The organism is Kitasatospora sp. SC0581 (assembly GCF_048159585.1).
Taxonomy (GTDB): Bacteria; Actinomycetota; Actinomycetes; order Streptomycetales; family Streptomycetaceae; genus Kitasatospora.
Genome location: NZ_JBLRWA010000001.1, coordinates 519,417 through 538,686 on the forward strand (window position 1 = coordinate 519,417; position 19,270 = coordinate 538,686).

The window sequence follows — 19,270 nt, forward strand, 5'->3', positions numbered from 1 at the left end:
CGGGCCGGGGCAGGAGCGGCGGGCGGATCAGCCCAGCGGCAGCTCCAGCCGGGACTCGTTCCCGCGCGGCGAACCGATGGTGGTGGTGCTGCCCACCTCGCCCGTGAAGGCATACAGCCGGTCGCGGCTGTTGACGACCAGCGCCACCCGGTGCCCGTCCGGCACGTCGTACGCGGCGGGCTGGAGCTCCCACTCGACGGTGGCGTCCTGGCCGGGCGTCAGGCCGAGCACGGTGTAGGGATCGTGGGTGATGATCCGCGAGGTGCCGTCCGGGGCGACGTCGAACAGGTACGCCACCAGGGTGGCGGCGTCCGCGGTGCTGCGCACGGTCAGCCGGACCGTCGCGGCGCCCCGGATGCGGCGGGCCACCCCGCCGCTGCCGGTCAGCGCATCGGTCGACCAGACGAGCAGGTTCTCCCGCTCGAACTCGGCCAGGACGTACGGCCGGGGGTTGCCCGTCCACTCCTTCTGGCCGGTCTTGATGACCTCGTCCACGGCGGTGGCCTTGGTCTCCAGGCCGGCGGTGAAGCTCCGCGACCAGTCGTCGTTCTGCTTGTCGGCCAGCGCGCCGTCACCGTCGCCGTTGACGCCGGTGAGGTACCAGACCTCCGTGCCGGTGGTGACGTCCGCCCACGAGTCGTGGCCCTCCCTGCGGGCGGCCTCGGTGATCCGCTGCCCGCCGCCCAGCACGGGCTTGGTCTTGTAGGTGAACATGACCTGATTGGTCACCTGCTTGCGGTTCGGCGCCTCGTTGTCGGCACCCAGCAGGTGGTGGTCCAGGAACTCGTAGGCCTCCCGGAGGGGCTCCGCCAGGCCGGGGAACGGCAGGTGGGTCAGCAGGCCGGACAGGCCGGCGCCCTCCGGCGCGCCGTGGTCGCCGATCCACAGGTTCAGCTGCTTCGGCACGGTCAGCCGGTTGTAGACGTCGATCACCGGGGCGACCGGGAAGAGGGTCTCGTGCCAGGTGTTGGAGATGTAGGTCGGGATGCCGAGTTCGTTGGTCTTGTCCAGGTACGTCTCCGGCGAGCGCTTGGTGCCCCAGGCGACCACGTCGTCGAGGTCGCGGTCCTGGTCGAACTTGTCGAGGATGTCCAGGGCCTCCTCGTCGAACTTGTCGTCCCGCTCCCCGCCGGTGAAGCCGACCAGCAGGTTGACGGCCTCCACATGCCGCGTGTCGTTGGTGTAGAGGCTGGTGGCCAGGTTGCCCCAGGTGCTCAGCGCGACCACGGCGGCCACCCGTCGGCCCTCGTCGTGCGCGGCGACCAGCTGGCTGATCCCGGACCCGTAGGACATGCCGAGGAAGCCGACCTTGCTCGGGCTGAAGTGTCCCTGCGCATAGGTGATGACCTTCGAGCCGTCGGCCCAGTCCTTGGGCCCGGCGACGTCGACGCGCCCCTCGGAGGTGGAGATCCAGTCCGGGAAGCCGAGGCCTCGCGGGGTGTAGGTCAGCACGTGGTAGCCGCGCAGCGCCAGCTTGAAGTAGGCGTAGACGAAGGGCAGCCAGCCGAGCGGGTTCCACCCCGCGGGCAGGATCACGACCGGACGCGGCTCGTCGCCGTTCAGCTTGATGGTGAACGCCGACAGCTTGAGGTTCTCCTCGACGGGGATCCCCGTGACCTCGACCTCGGCGATCCGCCGCACCTGGGCCACCAGCTCGGCCAGCTCCGGCGGGAGCTCGACGCTCTCGTCGCCCTGGACGGCCGCCACCAAGGCGTTGCCGAGGTCGACGACGGCCTGGTTGACGGTGTTGCCAGGGCCCCGGAGGCCGCTGTCGGCGATCTCCGTGAGGGTCGCCTCGGTGATCGCCGGGATCGGCTGCCCACTGATACTGGCCATGCGAACCACCTTTTCCGTAACGGATGCTGACCGCATCATGGTCCGGAGCGACCGGATGCTAACTGATGCATCGTCAGATTCGCTCGGATAGGTGGTTCGCGGTCATCCTCCCTTGCCGATCGCCGAACCGTGGTACTCGCGCGTCACCCGAGCGTGTCGAGCGCCGAACCGATCAGCGCCCGGGCCCGGTCCCCGTACACGGCCGTGCCGGACAACTTCTCGAAGGCGTCCAGGTAGTGGGCGACCTCGCGGGGCCTGGTCACGGTCAGGCTCGCCGTGAGGGTCTCCACCTCCACCTGCTCCTCGTCGTAGACGCTGAAGGTCTCCAGCGGCCACACCTCCCGCTCCGCACCCGCCGGGACGATCCCCAACGAGACGGCGGGCAGCGCGGTCGCGGCCAGCAGGTCGTCCAACTGCCCGCGCATCACCCCGGCGTCCCCGATCCGGTGGCGCAGGACCGACTCCTCCACCAGCAGGGCGAACCGCCGCCCGCCCTCCCGGACGATCCGCGAGCGCGCGAGCCGGGCGTCGACCGCGTCGGCGACGTCGTCGGGGGTGCCGTGGAAACGGGTGATGGCGGAGAGCAACGCCGTTGCGTAGCCCCGGCTTTGCAGGAACCCGGGGACGAGGGAGGAGCTGTACACCCGGAACACCCTGGTGCGCTCGAACAGCGGTACGTAGGAGTTCTGCAGCCGGGTGAGCCCGGTGCGCTGGAGCCGCCGCCACTCCACGTACATCGACTCGGCGGAGCGCGTCGCGGCGATGAGGTCGGCCGACTCCTCCTCCGCCCCGCAGAGCCGGCACCAGGTGCGGATGTCCTCGTCGGACGGCGAGGTCAGCGCGTTGATGATCCGGGAGGACTTGGAGGGGTGCCAGCCGGCCCGGAGCGCCAGCTCGCGCCCGTTGAACCCGGCGTCGCGGCACAGCTCGCGCAACCGGTCGGCGACCTCCTTGCGGACCGCCACCGCGCTGCTGGACGGCATGACTGAGGGCATGGTTCACCTGCCTGGGAATTGTCGGGGTGGACGGCGCACTCCCCGTGCGGCTCCTACCGAGAAGCGTAGCCGCGCACCGCCGCCGCCCCCGAGCCGATTGCACACAGTTGCAGCGGAGTTGGGGAGCAGAACGGAAGGCTGACGAACGGCCGCGCGAAACCGGGTCGCCACGCACCGGGACGGCGGGCCAGACTGCCGGGGTGGACACTCGTCGGCCTTGCCCCTGCTGCGGCCATCTCGTCTTCGACGTCCGGGAGGGGTGGCCCGGTTCGTCCGTCGTCTGCCCGGTCTGCTCCTGGGAGGACGACCCGACCCAGCTCCGCCGGCCGCTCCTGCCGCGCGGCGCCAACAGCGTCTCGCTGGTGCGGGCCCAGCGGAACGTCCAGGAGTACGGCGCCTGCGACCAGCGCGGCCGCCGCTTCGTCCGGCCGCCGACGCCGGACGAGCCGCTCGACCCCGCCTGGCGGCCCATCGACCTGGCCACGGACGTCTTCGAGGACCGGGCGGACGAGGAAGGCCGCCCCTGGCCCGAGGACCGGTCGGTCTGGTGCTGGTGGCTGCCGTCCTTCCCGGGCGCCACCGAGGACCCGACGCCGAGCGTGCCCCGCCTCGTCACCATCGACGTCGGATCCGTCCGCGACGAGAGCGGTCTCCACACCGTCCTGAAGCGCGAACTCGGCTTCCCGGCGTTCTACGGCAGGAACTGGAACGCCTTCTGGGACGCGATCACCGGCCTGGTCGCGATGCCCCGCGAGCTGCGCTTCACCGGCTGGGCCGAGCTGGAGCGCGAGGTCCCGTCCTCGGCCGCGCTGCTACGCAGCCGGCTGGCCGAATTCGCCACGGCTGAAAGGGACTTCACGGTCGTCTATGACGAGTAGCCGACCGAGGCCGAAGCCCGTCCGGCGGGGCCCGTCGCGAGCAACTCCCCACCGGTGACGGCACAAAGGCCTATCGGCCGGCTCCTCCGCCCGGCACAATCACCGGTATGACGATCACCCCCGGCGTGCCGCCCAGGCGCAACCTGCCGATCGCCCTCGCCCGCAGTTTCCTGACGGGTGGCGTCATCGGAGGCTCGCTCGCCGGGCTGGTCGTCGGCGTCGTCCTGGAGAATGTGCCGCTGCTCGTCGGCGGCCTGGGCGTGCCGATCGGCTACGGCCTGCTGTACCTCCTCGCCGGTTGGCCGCGGCGGGCGCGGGAGGCGGCCGTCGTCCCGCGTACGGCGCTGGCGGTGGTCGAGGGCCGGACCGTCCCCGAGGGCCAGGTGACCGACCGGGCGGTGCGGTTCGACCTCACCGTCGTACCGGACGACGGGCCCGCGTTCCGGGTGGAGCTCACCCAGGACATCAACGTCGCCGACCTCCCCGACTACGTGCCGCGCACCGTCCTGGTGGTCCGCTACCCGCCGGACCGGCCGACGGACATGCGGATCGTGAAGCGGCCGACCCCGGAGTGGGAGGAGCGGGCGGCCGGAGCCCGACTCGACTCCGCACCCGAGGCGACCAGGCTGAGCGAGCCTCCCGAGAGCCGTGCCGTCGGCTTCGTCGGGCTCCTCGGCCTGCTGCTCGCCGCCACGGCCGTCGTCTTCCTGTTCCGCGCGGACCTGTTCGAGCAGCGGCCCGCCGACCCGCCGTCCTCCTCGGCGGACCCCTCGGTCTCCTCCTCGTGGTCGGCCGAGGTGGTGACGGGCGGGTCCGGCACCGTCGTGCTCGGCGCCGGCCAGTCCTTCCTCGACGACGGCGCGTTGGGCCGGTCGATCGACTCGGTGACCCGGAACGGCGAGTACGGCCCGGTGACCACCCTCCAGGTGACGGACAACCTGCTGGCGGTGACGTTCTCCTCGGCCGCCACGAAGGCCCGCGAGTTCGACCCGAAGTCGCTGCCCTACGAGCGGTTCCCCGCCCTGGTCGAGGAGGCCAGGACCACCCTCGGCGTCCACGCCCCGCAGGCCTGGAGCATCACCGTCCTCCGCACCGACGGCCCCGTCACCATCACGGTCAGCGTGACCGGGCCCGGGGGCGCCGCCGTGCTGGAGGCGGACGGGCAGGGCCGGGTGCTGCGGCGCACCTCGGCGCACTGAACCACGGACAGGAACGGGACGCAGATGAACTGGCACGGAGTTCTGGCGCTGTGGTGCGGGGCGTTCGGCCTCGTCGCGCTGGTCGGGTACGGGCGGTCGCTGGCCGGCCTGACCCGGGCGCAGCGGACGGTACGGGTGACGGGGCGGATCGAACGGGTGCGGGAGCCGCGGCACGGGAGCTCCCAGGAGGACGGGATCGCGGTGGTCGTCCGCTTCCGGGACCCTTCCACCGGCGAGGAGTTCGTCGTCACGAACGACACCGGGACCGGCGACCTGATCACCACGGCCTGGGTGGGCCGGGAGGTCGGAATCCGCTACCCGCCGGGGCGGCCGCACGCCTTCCGGTTCACCAACAGCCCCCAGGACGGCGGGCGCGGGCTCGGCCTGCCGAACTCCGCCGTCCTGCTGATCTACGTCGGGCTGGTGGTCGTCGCCTCGATCGACTGGGGCTGGCCGTGGGCCCTGGTCGCGGTCTGCGGGCCGCTCACCGTCCTCACCGCCTTCCACCTGCCCGGGGAGCGGCGGCGCATGAGGAAGCGTCTCGCCGAGCTGGACGCCATGGCGTCCGCGACGGGCCGCGTCATCGCCGTCCTCAGGACCGTCGAGACCGACGCGGACGGCGACCTCCGCACCAGCCGGACGCCCGTCTACTCCTTCACCACCCACGAGGGGACGGCCGTCACCGGCTACCAGCCCTCGTACCTGTCCGACACCACCGCCGTGTACGGCCAGGAGGTCGTGATCCACTACGCGCCCGACAACCCGGCCGACTTCACACCGGCCCTCGCCGCCACCCGCGGGTCCGTGGAGGCGAACCTCGGCTGCGCGGTCCTGGCCCTCGTCATCCTGGCCGCGGCGGCCGCCGCGGGAGCGGTCCTGCTCTCCCGGTAGCTCCCGGCCCCCGTCAGTGGGAAGTCGGCGCAACGGCGCGCCCGGGGCCCTGGTCTGGCTCGAACGGCACGGCGTCGACTTCACCGCCGTCCTCGCCCTGGCCGGGCTCGCCATGGCCTGCGCCCTCGCCTGGCCGTGGGGACGGCGCCTCCCGCGCGGGCCGCTGCTCGCCCTGGCCTGCGCGGGGACGCTGCTGGTCCCGTACGGCCTGCTCACCGCGCTGCTCGCCCTCACCGGGGAGGGCGGCGGCGCGGCGGCGCCGATCACCGGGTGGGTCGGGCCGGCCGGGGTCGGCGCCTTCCTGGGGATCGGGACGGCCTTGGGCGTCGGGGCCTGGTCGCAGCTCCGGCCGAGGCGGCGCGCCGGCGTCAGGAGTTCGTGACGGCCCGGTCGGAGTCGCTGCGCAGCACACAGAACTCGTTGCCCTCGGGGTCGGAGAGGACGGCCCACCCCGAACCGTCGGGGTTCCGGTGGTCGCCGACGAAGGTGGCGCCGAGGCCGAGCAGCCGCTCCACCTCCTGGTCGCGCGAGGTCTCGGGCCGCAGGCACAGGTGGACCCGGTTCTTGACCGTCTTCGCCTCGGACACCTGGTTGAAGTACAGCACCGGCCCCTCCGCCAGCAGCACCTGCGTCTCCCGGTCCCCCGGCCGGCAGTCGGGGTCCAACGGCCGACCGGTCACACCACTCCAGAACCGCGCCAGCTCATAGGCGTCCGCACAGTCGATCGCCACGTTCTGCAACACCGAAACCATGCGCGCGAGTCTCCCCGATCCCCGCGCCGGACGCCACCGGGTCGCGCCCGCTCCCCGCACCCCCGCCGAGGGCGGGACCGGCCCGTGAGGAGCGGCCCCGCCGACGACCCTGACCTGCGGCGATACGGCCCGGATGCAGGCCCTCACGGACGTGCCTACGGTGGAAGGAGTAGCCCAGAGCATCCAGGAGGTTACGTTATGACTTCCGACAAGAAGCCCGTCCAGCTCACGGCACGCACGGTGAGCGGCCACGTGGTCGCCAACGCACCGATCAGCGGCGACTTCGAGGCCACGCTGACCGACACGGACGGCAAGCCGATCGTGGGGCGGCAGATCACCTTCTACAGCACCGCGAGCGGCCAGCGCGTCGGCTCCGCGACCACCGACCAGAGCGGGATCGCCAAGCTGAACTCCGGCTCCAAGATCCTCGATCCGGTCATCGTCGCCAGCACCCTCACCACCGGCTGCGAAGCACGGTTCGAGGGCGACGACGAGTACCAGGCGGCCTCCGCCCACGCCGGCACCGCGGTCGGCGTGTAGTCGGCGCCGTACCCGGACACGTACGGAGTGGGAAGTCGGCCCGGCCGACTTCCCACTCCGCACCGCCGGGCGGACGGCGCTCCGGACGGCGATTCGGTCAGCGATGTGCTCAACCGACCGTAGGACTGCGGCGTTCGAGGAGAACCACGTCGCGCCACCGGCCGTCGCGCCGGCCGATGCGCTCCCGCGTCCCGACGACCCGGAACCCGGCCCTGGCGTGCAGGGCGAGACTGGCCGTGTTCTCCGGGAAGATCCCCGACTGGATCGTCCAGATCCCGGCCCGCTCGGTGGAGGCGATCAGCGCCTCCAGCAACGCGGCGCCCACGCCCCGCCCCCGCGCTTCGGGGTGGACGTAGACGGAGTGTTCGACCACACCCGCGTACGCGCACCGGTCCGACACCCGGGCCACGGCGGCCCAGCCGAGCACCCGGCCGTCCCCGTCCCCATCCCCGTCGAGGGCGACGAAGCGGTGCTCGGCCAGGCGCGCGGCGTCGAACGCCTCCCAGCTCGGCGCGGCGGTCTCGAAAGTGGCGTCGCCGCCGTCGATCCCGAACCGGTAGATCGCCAGGACCTGTTCGGCGTGCGCCGCCGTCATCGCGACGACGGCCACTCCCCCGTTCACGCCCCCGCCCCCACGCCCAGTTCGGCGAGCAGACCGCGGACGCGCCGCTCGATCTCGTCGCGGATCGGGCGCACGGCGTCGACACCCTGGCCGGCCGGGTCCGCCAACTGCCAGTCCAGGTAGCGCTTTCCGGGGAAGTACGGGCAGGCGTCGCCGCAGCCCATGGTGATCACCACGTCCGAGGCCCGGACCGCCTCGACGGTGAGGACCTTGGGCGTCTCGGCGGAGAGGTCGATCCCCACCTCGGCCATCGCCCGGACCACGGCCGGGTTGACGGTGTCGGCGGGCGCAGAGCCGGCTGACCGGACCTCGACCCGGTCGCCGCCGAGGTGGCTGAGGAAGGCGGCGGCCATCTGGGAACGGCCGGCGTTGTGCACGCAGACGAACAGCACGGACGGCTTGGAGGGCTTGGACGGCCCGGACGGCAACACGGCTGCGGGCACGGGCGGCTGAGGCTCAGACACGGGCGGACCCTTCGACGGCGGTGGCGGGCTGGGGGAAGTAGCGGCGGGCGGCGAGGGCCACGTGGACGAGGCCGATGAGCACCGGCACCTCGATCAGCGGCCCGACGACTCCGGCGAGGGCCTGGCCGCTGGTGGCGCCGAAGGTGGCGATGGCGACGGCGATGGCCAGTTCGAAGTTGTTGCCCGCGGCGGTGAACGCCAGGGTGGTGGCGCGCGGGTGGTCCAGGCCCACCGCGCGGCCCAGCGCCAGGGAACCGGCCCACATGACGGCGAAGTACACCAGCAGCGGCAGCGCGATCCGGGCGACGTCGAGGGGCTGCGAGGTGATCGCACGGCCCTGGAGCGCGAACAGGACGACGATCGTGAACAGCAGCCCGTACAGCGCGAACGGGCCGATCCGCGGCAGCAGCCCGGTCTCGTACCAGGTGCGGCCGCGGGCCTTCTCGCCCAGGCGGCGGGTGAGGTAGCCGGCGGCGAGCGGGATGCCGAGGAAGACCAGCACGCTGCGGGCGATCTCCCAGGCCGACACGTCGAGCGCCGCCTGTTCCAGGCCGAGCCACCCGGGCAGCACGGACAGGTAGAACCAGCCCAGCGCGCCGAACGCGACCACCTGGAAGACGGAGTTCAGGGCGACGAGCACGGCGGCGGCCTCCCGGTCGCCGCAGGCCAGGTCGTTCCAGATGATCACCATGGCGATGCAGCGGGCGAGGCCGACGATGATCAGCCCGGTGCGGTACTCCGGCAGGTCGGGCAGCAGCAGCCAGGCGAGGGCGAACATCACGGCGGGCCCGACCAGCCAGTTGAGCACCAGGGAGGGGATCAGCAGGCGGCGGTTCCGGGTGACGGTGTCGAGCCGGTCGTAGCGGACCTTGGCGAGCACCGGGTACATCATCACCAGCAGGCCGAGCGCGATCGGCAGCGAGACGCCGGTGACGGTCACCTTCGCGAGCGCGTCGCCCAGGCCCGGGACGAGCCGGCCGAGGCCGATGCCGAGGGCCATCGCGGCGAGGATCCAGAGCGCGAGGTAGCGGTCGACGAACGACAGCCGGCCGGCGACGGGGGCGGGGGCGGGGGCCCCGGTTGCGGCGCTCACTCGGCGGCTCCGAGCGGCACCGGGCGGGTTCGGGTCGACGCCGGGCCGGGTTCGAGCGGCGCCGGGCGGGTGAGGACGCCCGCGAGGCGGTCGGTGGTCTCGGGGACCAGCCGGTAGTACACCCAGGTGCCCCGGCGCTCGGAGTCGATCAGCCCGGCCTGCCGCAGCAGCTTCAGGTGGTGGGAGATCGTCGGCTGGGACAGGTCGAAGGCCGGGGTCAGGTCGCAGACGCACACCTCGCCGCCGGCGCCGGAGGCGATCATCGACAGCAGCCGCAGCCGCACCGGATCGCCCAGGGCCTTGAACAGCGGCGCCAGTTCGGCGGCCTGCCCTTCGTCCAGCGGAGCGCTCAGCAGCCCGGGGCAGCAGCCGTCCGCGCCGTCGTCCTGGCCCAGCACTCGGAGTTCCTGTTTCGACATGCTTCTATATTGACGAACGCCGATCCAGTCCGCAAGCTTGCATCGACGGATATCGATCCAGGCTCGATCCAGCCTGTTGGAGGCCACCATGTCCCGTGTCCAGCTCGCCCTGCGCGTCGCCGACCTCGAAGGCTCCATCGCCTTCTACGCCAAGCTCTTCGGCACCGAGCCCGCCAAGCGCCGCCCCGGCTACGCGAACTTCGCCATCACCGAGCCCCCGCTGAAGCTCGTCCTCATCGAGGGCGAGCCGGGCGAGGACACCCGCCTGGACCACCTCGGCGTTGAGGTCGCCTCCACCGAGCAGGTCACCGCCGCCACCACCCGCCTCCGGGACGCCGGCCTCGCCGCCTTCGAGGAGAACGACACCTCCTGCTGCTATGCCGTCCAGGACAAGGTCTGGGTGACCGCCCCCGGCAAGGAGCCCTGGGAGGTCTACGTGGTCAAAGCCGACGCCGACACCCTCGGCAAGAGCGCCGCCGGCGCCCCCGAGGCCTGCTGCACGGACACCGCCACCGGCGAGCCGTCCGCCTGAGCCGGCGTCCGCGGGAAGTCGGCGTGCGCGGGAAGTCGGCCCGGCCGACTTCCCGCACACCGGGCCTGATTGGATGACGACCATGAACAGCGGCGGTCACCAGGAATCAGGCCTCTCGAAAAGCGTCTGGAGCGACGCCGACTTCGAGGAAATGGGCTGGCACGACGCCACCGTCCACGGCCTGTACGTGCAGCAGACCGACGACTTCCTGCCGCGCCTCCTCCTCGACCTCGACTACATCGTCCAGTGGGTCCACCCCGTCCGGCCCGCGCGGAACTTCTCCTTCTGGGTCGCCCCCGCGACCCTCGCCTTCGAAGAGGTCTGGGACCTCCAGGGCGACTTCGGCTTCGAGGGCATGGCCCCGGAGCTGGAGATCGCCGACCTGCACCGGCTGGCACCGGACGACGACAAGCAGGACTCGCCGCACTGGCACATCGAGGGCCACTCCTTCGACCTGAAGTTCCGCGCCTCCGGCTTCCGCCAGTACATCCGCGAGACCCCGCGGCTCACCTCGACCCCGGTCCTGTCCGGCGCCGAGCGCGGCGGCTGCCGCTTCACCGAGGCCGGCTTCGCCTGAGCGGTTCCGAGGGCCCGCGAGCCCGCGAGCCCGCTCAGGCGAATGCCCCGTCCACGGGCCGGCACTCCCCCGCCCCCCGGGCGAACGACGCGCGCCCAAAGGCAGGTCCTAGGCTGGGCCGCATGAGCAAGACGCAGGTGGGCGGGGTGATCGGCCGGTGGATCCGGTCGCTGAACCGGGGGCAGGAGCTCTCGCACGAGGCGGCGCTGCGGCAGTCGGCAGTACGGATGCGCGGGCGGCTGCTCCTCCACCCGGCGGAGGGGCCGTGGCAGGAGCTCGCCTACTGGGACCCGCTGCCGACCGCCCGGGAGATGACCGACTCGGTGGGCTACGGCCGCTGGGAGCAGCGCGGCAGGCTGAACGTGCCCGGCCCGTTCTACGCCGGCGAGACCGACAGCGGGCTGAACGGCCCGTACTACCTCCCCGAGCACGTGCTCTCCGACGACAGGCACTGCGAGTTCGTCCACCGCCAGCCCGCCAACCCGCGCGAAGTGGCCGCCCTGGTCGAGATCGCCCACGACGAGCCCCTGGGCGGCTACGCCTGGGACGGCGACCGGCACTGGACCCCGCAGGCGGTGCGCGACTGGTGGTCCCGCCGGGACGAGGTCCGCGCCTGGATCACCGCCGAATTGCAGCTGGGCGATGGCAGCCGGAACGAACCGGAAGCCCTGCGCCAGTACGCCGCCTACCTCGACGACGGACTGGAGGCCTACCTGCGCGGCTACCTGTTCTGGCTCACCGAGCACCGCGAACCCCGCGCCGGCGAGGCACTGCCGGAACTCTGACCCGCGGCGGCGGGCACGAGGAGCGGAAAGCCGGCCGGACCCGCCACGCCAGGGGCCCTGCCGGTTGGCAGGGGCTGACCGCCGTCCGGGACGAGCCGTGCCGCGAGGAGCGAGGGCAGGATGTCACTGATGGACCGTCATGTCCGTTTAGGGTGGCGCCCATGACCGACCCGCGCCCCACCTCGGCCTTCCACCGCGCCAACGCCGACCCGGCGAAAACCGACCGCTTGGTCGCCGCGCTGGACGCCCAGGCCGCCAACCCCGGGGTACGGCGCCTGCGCGCGTGGGCGCACGCCCGGCTCGCCGTACGCCCCGGCGAGCGCGCGCTGGACGTCGGCGCCGGCACCGGCTCGGAGACCCGCGTGCTCGCGGCGGCGGTCACCCCGGAGGGCGGTGCGGCCGGCCGCCCCACGGGAAGCGCGATCGGCGTCGAACCCCACCCCGGTCTGCGGGCCGTCGCCGAGCGGCGCACCACCGAGGCCGGCAGCCCGGCCCGCTTCCTGGACGGCGACGCGCAGGCGCTGCCGCTGCCCGACGGCGAGCTGGACGCGGTCTGGTGCGAGCGCGTTCTCCAGCACCTCACCGACCCGGCGAAGGCCGTCGCCGAGATGGCCCGGGTGCTGCGCCCGGGCGGCCGGGTCGCGCTGCTGGACACCGACTGGTCGACCTTCCTGCTGCACCCGGTGGCCCCGGACGTCCGTCCCGCGCTGGCCGCCGTCGTCCAGGGCGCCGCCGCCCAGCCGGAGGCCGGGCGCAGCCTCGCGGGCTGGCTGGTCGAGGCCGGGCTGACCGTCGACACCCTCGGCGCCGACGTCCTCCTGCACGACCCCCACACGGTCGGCGGACCGATCCTCCGCGGTCTCGGCGCGGCGGCCGTCGGCCGGGGCCTGCTCACCGAGGAGCAGCGCGACCGGCTCTACGCCGACCTCGACGCGGCCGCCGGGCACGGGGCGTTCCACCTGTCGGTGACGATGTTCGCCGCGATCGCCCACCGGCCCCGCTGACCGGCCGCTCGAACGTTCTCCTGGTCCTCAGGACTCTCAAAGCCGGTGCAGCGCCGCCTCGCAGAGCCGGCACCGCTGCTGCTCCAGCTCGGGCGGGTACCACGGCTCGCCCGGCCGGGCGGGGCGGTAGTGGGCGTGCTCCATCGGCGCGGTGTCCAGCCCGCAGAGGGTGCGCGCCTGCGGGTCCTCCGGGACGTCCGGGTCCTGGCCGGCGGCGTGCACCGCGACCACACCCGGCCCGACGCCCTCGGGGCCGAGGGCCTGGTCCGGGGCCAGTTCGAAGAGGACGACGATCGCAGCCACGGTCCCACCGTGGCGGGCGGCGGCCGTCCGCGCATTTCGATCTTCACCCCGCCGGGGCCGTCCGGCCCCGGATTGCTGGCGTCGTGAACCTGCCAAAGCAGTGGCCGCGTGCTCCAAGATGACAAGCGCACCACTCGCACGCCTCGCACAACTCGTACGACCGACCGGACCGACCCCGGATCAACCCCGGATCGACCCCGGACCGACTGGACCCCAAGGAGCCGCACCATGGGCATCGCACGTCGTGAACTCCTCAGCTGGGGGGCGGGATTCGGCGCCGCCGCCCTCGGAGGCCTCGCCCTCCCGGGCAGCGCCTCGGCCTCCCCCTCTGCCGCCGCCTCGACCACCCCGCGCGGGCTGCCGACCGACAGCTGGATGAGCCGCCTGAACGGCAGCACCTCCCTCCTGGACCTCACCATCCCCGGCACCCACGACTCCTGCTGCGAGAACCCCGCCTACGGCACCGAGTGGTCGCACACCCAGAACTGGGGCCTGCCCCAGCAGTTGACCGAGGGCGTCCGCTTCCTCGACATCCGCTGCAACGGCCTCCAGGGCGCGCCCGACGAACTCGGGATCTACCACTCGGACAACTACCAGCACATTCGGCTCCAGGACGTGCTCGACCAGTGCCGCTCCTTCCTCCGCTCGCACCCCGGCGAGACCGTCCTGATGCGCCTGCGCAACGAGCGCGCCGGCGGCCAGGCGCTCGACGACACCGAGTTCATGCGGCGGATCAACCACTACCTCGACGGGCTCGGCTACCGCGGCCTGTTCCACTTCTACGGCTGGCCGACCCTCGCCACCGCCCGGGGGAAGGTCGTCCTGATCGCCGACTTCACCAACCCGTGGGGCCTGATCGACTGGTCCAGCGGCGAGAACGGCTACTTCGACACCCAGGACCTCTGGCAGACCGGCGGCACCGACCCCCTGGGGACCAAGGGCCAGCGCATCGTCGCCCAGTTCGACAAGGCCTTCCTCAACCCGGGCTACTCGAAGATGTTCGTCAACTTCCTCTCGTACGCCGGTGGTTACTGGCCCAAGACCAGCTCTCAGGCGTTGATGGACCGCAGCATCTACCCGTACCTGAACGCCCGCACCCAGCAGCGCGCCCGGTTCGGCATCGTGCCGATGGACTTCCCGGACTTCCACGTCAACGTGCTGCAGATGCTGATCGACAAGAACTTCGTCTAGGCACATCGGCAACGGCACCATCCCTCTCGGCACCATCCGCCTCGGCCCCCTCGGCCCCCTCCCGCACCCGAGGGGGCCGAGACGTCGACCGCACGCCCTCGGGGCCGCCCTTCGCGAGACCCCGCGCACGCCCGTTCCGCATCAGCCCGGGGATGTAAACCCGTGGGCCAATGCCGGGTGACAGATCATCAATCCGCAGGCCGATGCCGCCCCCGCGCCCCACGTGACAGCGTTCCGCGCATGGACACCACGCCGATGGACACGACGCCGACGGGCACCACGCCGATGGACAGCACGCCGACCGCCCGCCCCACCGGACCGAGCCGCCGCCGCATGCTCGGCGCCGCCCTCGCACTGGGCGCCGTCGCGCCGCTGGGCCTCGCCCACGCCGCCTCGGCCGCCCCCGCCTCCACCCCCGCTTCCTCCACCGGCTCCCCCGGCCGCCTCACCCTGCCCGCGCCCACCGGCCCCTTCCCCGTGGGCATGGTGCCGCTGCACCTGCGCGACGAGGCCAGGCTCGACCCGAACGCCCGACCCGGAAAGTTCCGCGAGCTGATGGCCACCGTCTGGTACCCGGCCCGGGCCGCGGCCGCCGACGCGTACCCGCTCGCCCCCTGGATGACCGACGGCGCCCTGAAGGCCTTCCTCGACGACGCCGGCTTCCCCCTCCCTCTCTCGCTCGCCCCGCTCACCGCCGGCCACCAGGGCGCCCCCGTCCACCGGGCCGGCCGGCCGCTGCCCGTCATCGTCTACTCGCACGGCGCGGGCAGCCACCGCGCCGACCACACCATCGTGGTCCAGGAGTTGGCCAGCCACGGCTTCGCCGTCGTCACCGTCGACCACACCCACGACGGATTCACCGAGTTCCCCGACGGCACCGTCGTCACCCGGGACGGCGTCGCCCCGGGGCTGGCCCCGAAGGACTACGCCGCCGACCTGCTCTTCCTCCTCGACCGCGTCGTCGACCTCGCCAACGGCCGCAACCCCGACGTCGACGGCCGCACCCTGCCGACCGGCCTGCTCGGCAACCTGGACGCGCGGAACATGGGCGCCTTCGGCTGGTCCAAGGGCGGCACCGCCGTCGGCCTCGCCATGGTCGCCGACCAGCGCATCCGCGCCGGGCTCACCCTGGACGGGCGGATGGAGTCGAACCCCGCCATCACCACCGACATCGACCGGCCGTTCATGATGATGACCGCCCGCTACACCCGGGCCACCAGCCCGTTCATCGAGACCTTCTGGGGCCACCTGCGCGGCTGGCGCCTCGACGTCCAGGCCACCGGCGCCATCCACAGCTCCTACGGCGACAACATGACGCTGATCCCGCAGGCGGGCAAGCTGCTCGGCATGACCGAGCAGGACATCCAGTCCCAGGTCGGCACCCTCGACCCCGACCGCGGCGTCCTCGTCCAACAGGCCTACCCGCGCGCCTTCTTCGACCTCCACCTGCGGGGCCGCCACTGCGGCAACCTGCTCGACGGACCGTCGACGGCCTTCCCGGAGGTCGTCTACCACCCGTAGGCCCGGTACGGCGGGCGGCCGTCACGGGGGTACGGCCGCCCGCAAGGCCCGCAGACGCTCAACTCCCCTCCCTGATCTTCGGGTTGACCGCGCAGAAGTAGACCCGGCCAGTCTGCTTGTCGAAGTAGAAGCTCCCCGAGTACTGGGTCCGGGTGACCGACTCGTCGAAGGCCCTGCTGTGGAGCCACCTGGTCGGGTCACCCACCTCGGCGGCGATCTCCTCCGGGACACCGCACCCGATGGAGACCTCCTCCCACGTCCCGTTCGCCGTGATCTCCGCCAGCGTCGCCGACTCGACCTGTGCCACCCCTTGCACACTCACGTCGGTCGGCCCGGGAACCCACGTCACGGAGTTCTGCGTCAGCACCCGACCGACCCACATCGCCGCCGACAGCGAACCCAGCTGCGGGAAACGGCGCTTCAGCAGTTCGGCGTCGGCCAGGCAGATTCCGCCCGCGCACCGGCCCGCGGCGGCCGGCCCCTCAGCACTGCACGACACGGCCCTTCTCGAAGCCGAGGTCGAGACGATCCTCGTCCGGCTTCCCGTCCCGCTGGACGGCCACCCGGTACTCCCCCTGGAGATTCCTCGGGATCGAGGCGGTGTAGACGGTGCGCCGGGCCCCGGCCAGGTCGACCGCGAACACCTGACGGACCGGGAACTCCCTTCCCTGGCACGACAGACGGTCGATCGTCTCACCGCTGGCCATCACCCGCACCACCCACGACGCCTCCCCGTCGCGTTCGCGCAGCCCCGGGTCCACGAAGACGCCGACGCCGGGAACCCGCCGACCGGAGGTCTCCTCCACCGTCTCGCACCAACCCGCCATGACGCTCTCCGACGCGGCGCACAGACCCCCGGTCCGCTCCGCCTGCCAGATCAGCTCCGGCCCGTACCCGCCGTCGTACTCGACCAGCGTGAACCGATCACCCGCCGGCGCCGTCCCGTTCTCCTTCGCCGTCCGCAGGATCACCTGCTTCGAGCTCTCCGCAAACACCGGCCGGACCACGGGCGCCGACGTGACACTCTTGCCCGCCACCCCTCCGGCCCCACCCCCGCTGCACGCACTGGCAGCACACACCAGACCCACGAGAACAGCGCTCACCCTCATGGAACGTCCCACCACGTGACTCATCCCCCCATGCGCATTGCTCAAGACTTCGCCATGGCACCGCCGACCGGACGGCCCCAGTCTTCTCGGCCTGCCGGATCAGCGCCGGGCGAACTACGCTCTCACGATCAGCAGGAGGCCTGCCAGCAGGACCACCCCCTCCCGCGACTTCGGGAAGCCCCGCACAGCACGGTCACCTGTTCCTCCCCCGGCGGCCCGGGCCGGGACCGGCACCGCTTCGCCTCCGGATGAACGCCGTGGGCGTCCCACCCGATCATCGGATGGGACGCTCACGGATGACCCACCGTTCCACGTCAGCGGCCCGGAACGCACCCGGGATCGCCTCCGCGGCGGAACTCAGCGGCTCACTTGTTGAAGAAGAGCGACACGAGTATGCGTATGACCATGACGCTCGAGAGGACGGTGAACCCCCACCCCACGACCAGGTGGATGCCGGCTGGCCCGTCCTTGGAGGACCTCCCGGAGGGCTGCGTGAACCACTTCGAGAAACCTCGGTAGTCCGTGACCATGGCCACTCCGAGGAACAGGGGGATCAGGAACGCCAGAGCAACGAGGATGCGCACAAGGATCTCCCGGACGGTCCAGGGCGGTAGCGGCGGCAGGAACCCGACCCGCGGACCCTACCAAGCCCAGTCCGCTGCCTCGCCCGCCCGGTCAGCACCGCGCCGGGCCGGCGACCCGATCCATGTTGAGCGTCACGCGGTCCTCGGCCGGCTGCCCGTCCCGTCGGACGGCCACCCGGTACTCGCCCTGGAGTCCGCGCGGTATCGACACCGTGTAGACGGTGTGGAGCACGCCGTCGACCGTGACCTCGTACGCCCGCCGCGCCGGAAAGCTCCGCCCCTGGCACATGACCCGATCGACCGTCTCACCGCTGGACAACAGCATGACCGACCACTTCCCCTCGTAGTAGGCGGCGCCGATGAAGATTCCGACGCCCGGGTTCGGCCTCGCGGCGATGTCCGCCAGCGGAACACAGGGACCCGAGCCACGCGACGATCCCGAACAGACCGCGCCGGTCCCCTTCGCCCGCCAGATCAGCCCCGGGCCGTACCCGCTGTCGTACCGGACCACCGTGGCCTCGCCACCGGCCGGAGCCCAGCCGTTCTCCTCGGCCGATCGCAGGATCCGCCGCCTCTCGACCTCCGAGAGCGTCGCCCCTTCCTCACCGAGCGGCCACGCGACCTCGGCCGCCACCCCACCGGACACGGCGCCCGCCGACGCCCCGCCGTGCCCACCGGACGCCCCAGTGCACGCACTGGCGCCACACAACAGCCCCACCAGAACCACCCGGAACACCGTCGAGCGTCCCACCACGCGAATCGCCTCCCCCACCGAAGACCGGTCTCCCGCTCGTCCCACCGCGCGCGTCAGGATCCCGCCACGCGAGCCACCTCCCCTCCAGAAGCCAGGTCCTCGTGCCCATCAATCGTCACCAACCCCCTTCCGCCCCTGAACAAGTACGCAGGGACGCCCCACGCGACGAACGGATGGGAAGATTCCCGGAGACCGGTTCGACGCAGCTTCGTGATCCTCGGGCTATTGCCGATAGGACGGCCCTTGGCGGGCACCCATATCGACCAGCCTTAGCACGTCCCGACAAGCCCCGTCGCGGAGACCATCACGAGGGCGCCCAAGGCGTAGGGGATCGGCCAGCCCATCCCTGGTCCCGGAGTGACCGTCGCGACCCCGGCCAGCCAGGCCGGAAGTCCCCCGTGACACCGTCGTACAAGACGCCGATATCGGTAGGGCTGCGACCCGAGTCCCAGCCATCGCTCCAATACAGGGTTCGAAGGTCCCTCACAGACTCCGCCAGCTCAAGGGCCTCACCAAACACCGGTGGCGGGACAGCCCCGAAGGCCGCCCCGCCACCGTCACACATACCGACTACGTCGGCTCAGCACTGAACGGCGTAGCCCTTCTCCAGACCGAGGTCGAGCCGTTCTTCTTCCGACTGCCCGTCTCGCTGGACGGCCACCCGGTACTCACCTTGAAGACTCCTTGGGATGATGGCGGTGTAGACGGTGCGCTGGGCGCCGGCCAGGCTGATCGAGTACACCTGACGCACCGGGAAGTTCCTTCCCTGGCAGGAGAGATGGTCGATCGTCTCACCGCTGGCCATCACCTGCACTGCCCACCATGGATCCTCCTCGCGGTTGAACAGCCCGGAGTCTCCGAAGATGCCGACTCCGGGAACCCGTTCCTCGGCAATCTGCTTCTCAGTCTTGCATCTCCCGGACGCGACGACCTCCGATGCGATGCAGAGACCACCGGTCTCCTCCGGCTGCCAGATCAGCTGCGGGTCGTACCCGCCGTCGAACTCGATCACCGTAAACCGGTCACCCGCTGGTGCCGTCCCGTCCGCCTTCGCGGTACGAAGGATCAGCTTCTTGTAGCTCTCCGGGAAGGTGTGCTGAGCCGTAGCCGTCGATGCGGTCCCACCAGTGGCGACCGACCCGTCGCCTCCGGACGCCCCGGTGCACGCACTTACACCGCACAACAGACCTGCGAGGACAACACAGAATATCGCCGAACGTC

Annotated in this window: 24 protein-coding genes; 11 read left to right on the forward strand and 13 right to left on the reverse strand. The window is 72.0% G+C overall.

The genetic code is table 11. The features are described from left to right. Positions 1 to 27: 27 nt before the first annotated feature. Together ACLWS4_RS02215 and ACLWS4_RS02220 are read right to left on the reverse strand one after the other, a co-directional pair. The gene (locus ACLWS4_RS02215) at positions 28 to 1,836 is read right to left on the reverse strand and encodes a CocE/NonD family hydrolase C-terminal non-catalytic domain-containing protein (RefSeq protein WP_416873185.1); all 1,809 of its coding nucleotides are present in this window, start codon (positions 1,834 to 1,836) and stop codon (positions 28 to 30) included. Between the two features lie 143 nt (positions 1,837 to 1,979). Then, entirely contained in the window at positions 1,980 to 2,819 is an 840-nt protein-coding gene (locus tag ACLWS4_RS02220) for a helix-turn-helix domain-containing protein (RefSeq protein WP_416873186.1), read from the reverse strand. A gap of 212 nt (positions 2,820 to 3,031) precedes the next feature. Here ACLWS4_RS02220 and ACLWS4_RS02225 point away from each other — a divergent pair, with 212 nt between their 5' ends. From ACLWS4_RS02225 to ACLWS4_RS02240, 4 genes are all read left to right on the forward strand, one after another. Continuing rightward, positions 3,032 to 3,709 carry a CPCC family cysteine-rich protein gene (locus ACLWS4_RS02225; RefSeq protein WP_416873187.1) on the forward strand — a complete coding sequence of 226 codons (678 nt, stop codon included), beginning with the start codon at positions 3,032 to 3,034 and terminating at the stop codon, positions 3,707 to 3,709. A gap of 107 nt (positions 3,710 to 3,816) precedes the next feature. Further along, on the forward strand, positions 3,817 to 4,908 hold the full coding sequence (locus ACLWS4_RS02230) for a hypothetical protein (protein ID WP_416873188.1): 1,092 nt from the start codon (positions 3,817 to 3,819) through the stop codon (positions 4,906 to 4,908). A 24-nt stretch (positions 4,909 to 4,932) separates the two neighbouring features. Continuing rightward, complete coding sequence (locus tag ACLWS4_RS02235; RefSeq protein WP_416873189.1) at positions 4,933 to 5,799, forward strand: DUF3592 domain-containing protein; 867 nt, start codon at positions 4,933 to 4,935, stop codon at positions 5,797 to 5,799. A 16-nt stretch (positions 5,800 to 5,815) separates the two neighbouring features. Continuing rightward, positions 5,816 to 6,181: a hypothetical protein gene (locus ACLWS4_RS02240; protein WP_416873190.1), complete on the forward strand. Its 366-nt coding sequence runs from the start codon at positions 5,816 to 5,818 to the stop codon at positions 6,179 to 6,181. Here ACLWS4_RS02240 and ACLWS4_RS02245 read toward each other — a convergent pair. Further along, on the reverse strand, positions 6,168 to 6,551 hold the full coding sequence (locus ACLWS4_RS02245; RefSeq protein WP_416873191.1) for a VOC family protein: 384 nt from the start codon (positions 6,549 to 6,551) through the stop codon (positions 6,168 to 6,170). The genes ACLWS4_RS02240 and ACLWS4_RS02245 overlap by 14 nt on opposite strands. Before the next feature lie 198 nt (positions 6,552 to 6,749). On the opposite strand from ACLWS4_RS02245, the gene ACLWS4_RS02250 reads away from it, so the two are divergent. Then, positions 6,750 to 7,091 (forward strand): hypothetical protein, encoded by a 342-nt coding sequence (locus ACLWS4_RS02250; protein ID WP_074004125.1) that lies wholly within the window; start codon positions 6,750 to 6,752, stop codon positions 7,089 to 7,091. Between the two features lie 109 nt (positions 7,092 to 7,200). On the opposite strand, the gene ACLWS4_RS02255 is transcribed toward ACLWS4_RS02250, so the two are convergent. Genes ACLWS4_RS02255 through ACLWS4_RS02270 form a run of 4 tightly spaced genes read right to left on the reverse strand, consistent with a single transcriptional unit; the run spans position 7,201 to position 9,689 of the window. Continuing rightward, entirely contained in the window at positions 7,201 to 7,686 is a 486-nt protein-coding gene (locus tag ACLWS4_RS02255; RefSeq protein ID WP_416873296.1) for a GNAT family N-acetyltransferase, read from the reverse strand. 23 nt (positions 7,687 to 7,709) lie between these two features. After that, entirely contained in the window at positions 7,710 to 8,141 is a 432-nt protein-coding gene (locus tag ACLWS4_RS02260; protein ID WP_049651010.1) for an arsenate reductase ArsC, read from the reverse strand. A gap of 28 nt (positions 8,142 to 8,169) precedes the next feature. Continuing rightward, complete coding sequence (arsB, locus tag ACLWS4_RS02265) at positions 8,170 to 9,270, reverse strand: ACR3 family arsenite efflux transporter (protein WP_049651011.1); 1,101 nt, start codon at positions 9,268 to 9,270, stop codon at positions 8,170 to 8,172. Beyond that, on the reverse strand, positions 9,267 to 9,689 hold the full coding sequence (locus ACLWS4_RS02270; RefSeq protein ID WP_416873192.1) for an ArsR/SmtB family transcription factor: 423 nt from the start codon (positions 9,687 to 9,689) through the stop codon (positions 9,267 to 9,269). Before ACLWS4_RS02270 ends, arsB begins: the two co-directional genes overlap by 4 nt. 88 nt (positions 9,690 to 9,777) lie before the next feature. Between ACLWS4_RS02270 and ACLWS4_RS02275 the strand changes: the two genes are divergently transcribed. The 4 genes from ACLWS4_RS02275 to ACLWS4_RS02290 all read left to right on the forward strand — a co-directional run bounded on the left by ACLWS4_RS02275 (position 9,778) and on the right by ACLWS4_RS02290 (position 12,587). Next, the gene (locus tag ACLWS4_RS02275; RefSeq protein WP_416873193.1) at positions 9,778 to 10,221 is read left to right on the forward strand and encodes an ArsI/CadI family heavy metal resistance metalloenzyme; all 444 of its coding nucleotides are present in this window, start codon (positions 9,778 to 9,780) and stop codon (positions 10,219 to 10,221) included. Between the two features lie 82 nt (positions 10,222 to 10,303). Then, the gene (locus ACLWS4_RS02280; protein ID WP_049651013.1) at positions 10,304 to 10,798 is read left to right on the forward strand and encodes a hypothetical protein; all 495 of its coding nucleotides are present in this window, start codon (positions 10,304 to 10,306) and stop codon (positions 10,796 to 10,798) included. A 122-nt stretch (positions 10,799 to 10,920) separates the two neighbouring features. Then, entirely contained in the window at positions 10,921 to 11,583 is a 663-nt protein-coding gene (locus ACLWS4_RS02285; RefSeq protein ID WP_416873194.1) for a ferredoxin, read from the forward strand. 161 nt (positions 11,584 to 11,744) lie between these two features. Then, on the forward strand, positions 11,745 to 12,587 hold the full coding sequence (locus ACLWS4_RS02290) for a methyltransferase domain-containing protein (RefSeq protein ID WP_416873195.1): 843 nt from the start codon (positions 11,745 to 11,747) through the stop codon (positions 12,585 to 12,587). 36 nt (positions 12,588 to 12,623) lie between these two features. Here the strand turns inward: ACLWS4_RS02290 and ACLWS4_RS02295 are convergent, their stop codons facing one another. Further along, positions 12,624 to 12,890, reverse strand: coding sequence for a hypothetical protein (locus ACLWS4_RS02295; protein WP_053111985.1), 267 nt, complete (start codon positions 12,888 to 12,890; stop codon positions 12,624 to 12,626). A 228-nt stretch (positions 12,891 to 13,118) separates the two neighbouring features. Between ACLWS4_RS02295 and ACLWS4_RS02300 the strand changes: the two genes are divergently transcribed. Beyond that, on the forward strand, positions 13,119 to 14,081 hold the full coding sequence (locus tag ACLWS4_RS02300; RefSeq protein ID WP_049650199.1) for a phosphatidylinositol-specific phospholipase C: 963 nt from the start codon (positions 13,119 to 13,121) through the stop codon (positions 14,079 to 14,081). A gap of 240 nt (positions 14,082 to 14,321) precedes the next feature. Continuing rightward, positions 14,322 to 15,602: an acetylhydrolase gene (locus ACLWS4_RS02305; protein ID WP_416873196.1), complete on the forward strand. Its 1,281-nt coding sequence runs from the start codon at positions 14,322 to 14,324 to the stop codon at positions 15,600 to 15,602. Between the two features lie 58 nt (positions 15,603 to 15,660). Here the strand turns inward: ACLWS4_RS02305 and ACLWS4_RS02310 are convergent, their stop codons facing one another. The 5 genes from ACLWS4_RS02310 to ACLWS4_RS02330 form a co-directional block, all read right to left on the reverse strand. Further along, a complete protein-coding gene (locus tag ACLWS4_RS02310; RefSeq protein WP_416873197.1) occupies positions 15,661 to 15,909 on the reverse strand; it encodes a hypothetical protein in 249 nt (82 codons plus the stop codon). Between the two features lie 175 nt (positions 15,910 to 16,084). After that, complete coding sequence (locus ACLWS4_RS02315) at positions 16,085 to 16,597, reverse strand: hypothetical protein (protein ID WP_416873198.1); 513 nt, start codon at positions 16,595 to 16,597, stop codon at positions 16,085 to 16,087. A gap of 479 nt (positions 16,598 to 17,076) precedes the next feature. After that, positions 17,077 to 17,295 (reverse strand): hypothetical protein, encoded by a 219-nt coding sequence (locus ACLWS4_RS02320; RefSeq protein ID WP_049650196.1) that lies wholly within the window; start codon positions 17,293 to 17,295, stop codon positions 17,077 to 17,079. A gap of 91 nt (positions 17,296 to 17,386) precedes the next feature. Further along, the gene (locus ACLWS4_RS02325) at positions 17,387 to 18,067 is read right to left on the reverse strand and encodes a hypothetical protein (protein ID WP_416873199.1); all 681 of its coding nucleotides are present in this window, start codon (positions 18,065 to 18,067) and stop codon (positions 17,387 to 17,389) included. A gap of 562 nt (positions 18,068 to 18,629) precedes the next feature. Then, entirely contained in the window at positions 18,630 to 19,061 is a 432-nt protein-coding gene (locus ACLWS4_RS02330; protein WP_049650194.1) for a hypothetical protein, read from the reverse strand. Positions 19,062 to 19,270 lie beyond the last annotated feature (209 nt).

Bases quoted from the DNA above. Each gene is read 5' to 3' on its own strand.
- ACLWS4_RS02285 (WP_416873194.1), top strand. From the start codon at position 10,921: ATGAGCAAGACGCAGGTGGGCGGGGTGATCGGCCGGTGGATCCGGTCG.
- ACLWS4_RS02270 (WP_416873192.1), bottom strand. From the start codon at position 9,689: ATGTCGAAACAGGAACTCCGAGTGCTGGGCCAGGACGACGGCGCGGAC.
- ACLWS4_RS02275 (WP_416873193.1), top strand. From the start codon at position 9,778: ATGTCCCGTGTCCAGCTCGCCCTGCGCGTCGCCGACCTCGAAGGCTCC.
- ACLWS4_RS02300 (WP_049650199.1), top strand. From the start codon at position 13,119: ATGGGCATCGCACGTCGTGAACTCCTCAGCTGGGGGGCGGGATTCGGC.
- ACLWS4_RS02255 (WP_416873296.1), bottom strand. From the start codon at position 7,686: ATGACGGCGGCGCACGCCGAACAGGTCCTGGCGATCTACCGGTTCGGG.
- ACLWS4_RS02280 (WP_049651013.1), top strand. From the start codon at position 10,304: ATGAACAGCGGCGGTCACCAGGAATCAGGCCTCTCGAAAAGCGTCTGG.
- ACLWS4_RS02245 (WP_416873191.1), bottom strand. From the start codon at position 6,551: ATGGTTTCGGTGTTGCAGAACGTGGCGATCGACTGTGCGGACGCCTAT.
- ACLWS4_RS02230 (WP_416873188.1), top strand. From the start codon at position 3,817: ATGACGATCACCCCCGGCGTGCCGCCCAGGCGCAACCTGCCGATCGCC.
- ACLWS4_RS02235 (WP_416873189.1), top strand. From the start codon at position 4,933: ATGAACTGGCACGGAGTTCTGGCGCTGTGGTGCGGGGCGTTCGGCCTC.
- ACLWS4_RS02305 (WP_416873196.1), top strand. From the start codon at position 14,322: ATGGACACCACGCCGATGGACACGACGCCGACGGGCACCACGCCGATG.
- ACLWS4_RS02250 (WP_074004125.1), top strand. From the start codon at position 6,750: ATGACTTCCGACAAGAAGCCCGTCCAGCTCACGGCACGCACGGTGAGC.
- ACLWS4_RS02290 (WP_416873195.1), top strand. From the start codon at position 11,745: ATGACCGACCCGCGCCCCACCTCGGCCTTCCACCGCGCCAACGCCGAC.
- ACLWS4_RS02215 (WP_416873185.1), bottom strand. From the start codon at position 1,836: ATGGCCAGTATCAGTGGGCAGCCGATCCCGGCGATCACCGAGGCGACC.
- ACLWS4_RS02220 (WP_416873186.1), bottom strand. From the start codon at position 2,819: ATGCCGTCCAGCAGCGCGGTGGCGGTCCGCAAGGAGGTCGCCGACCGG.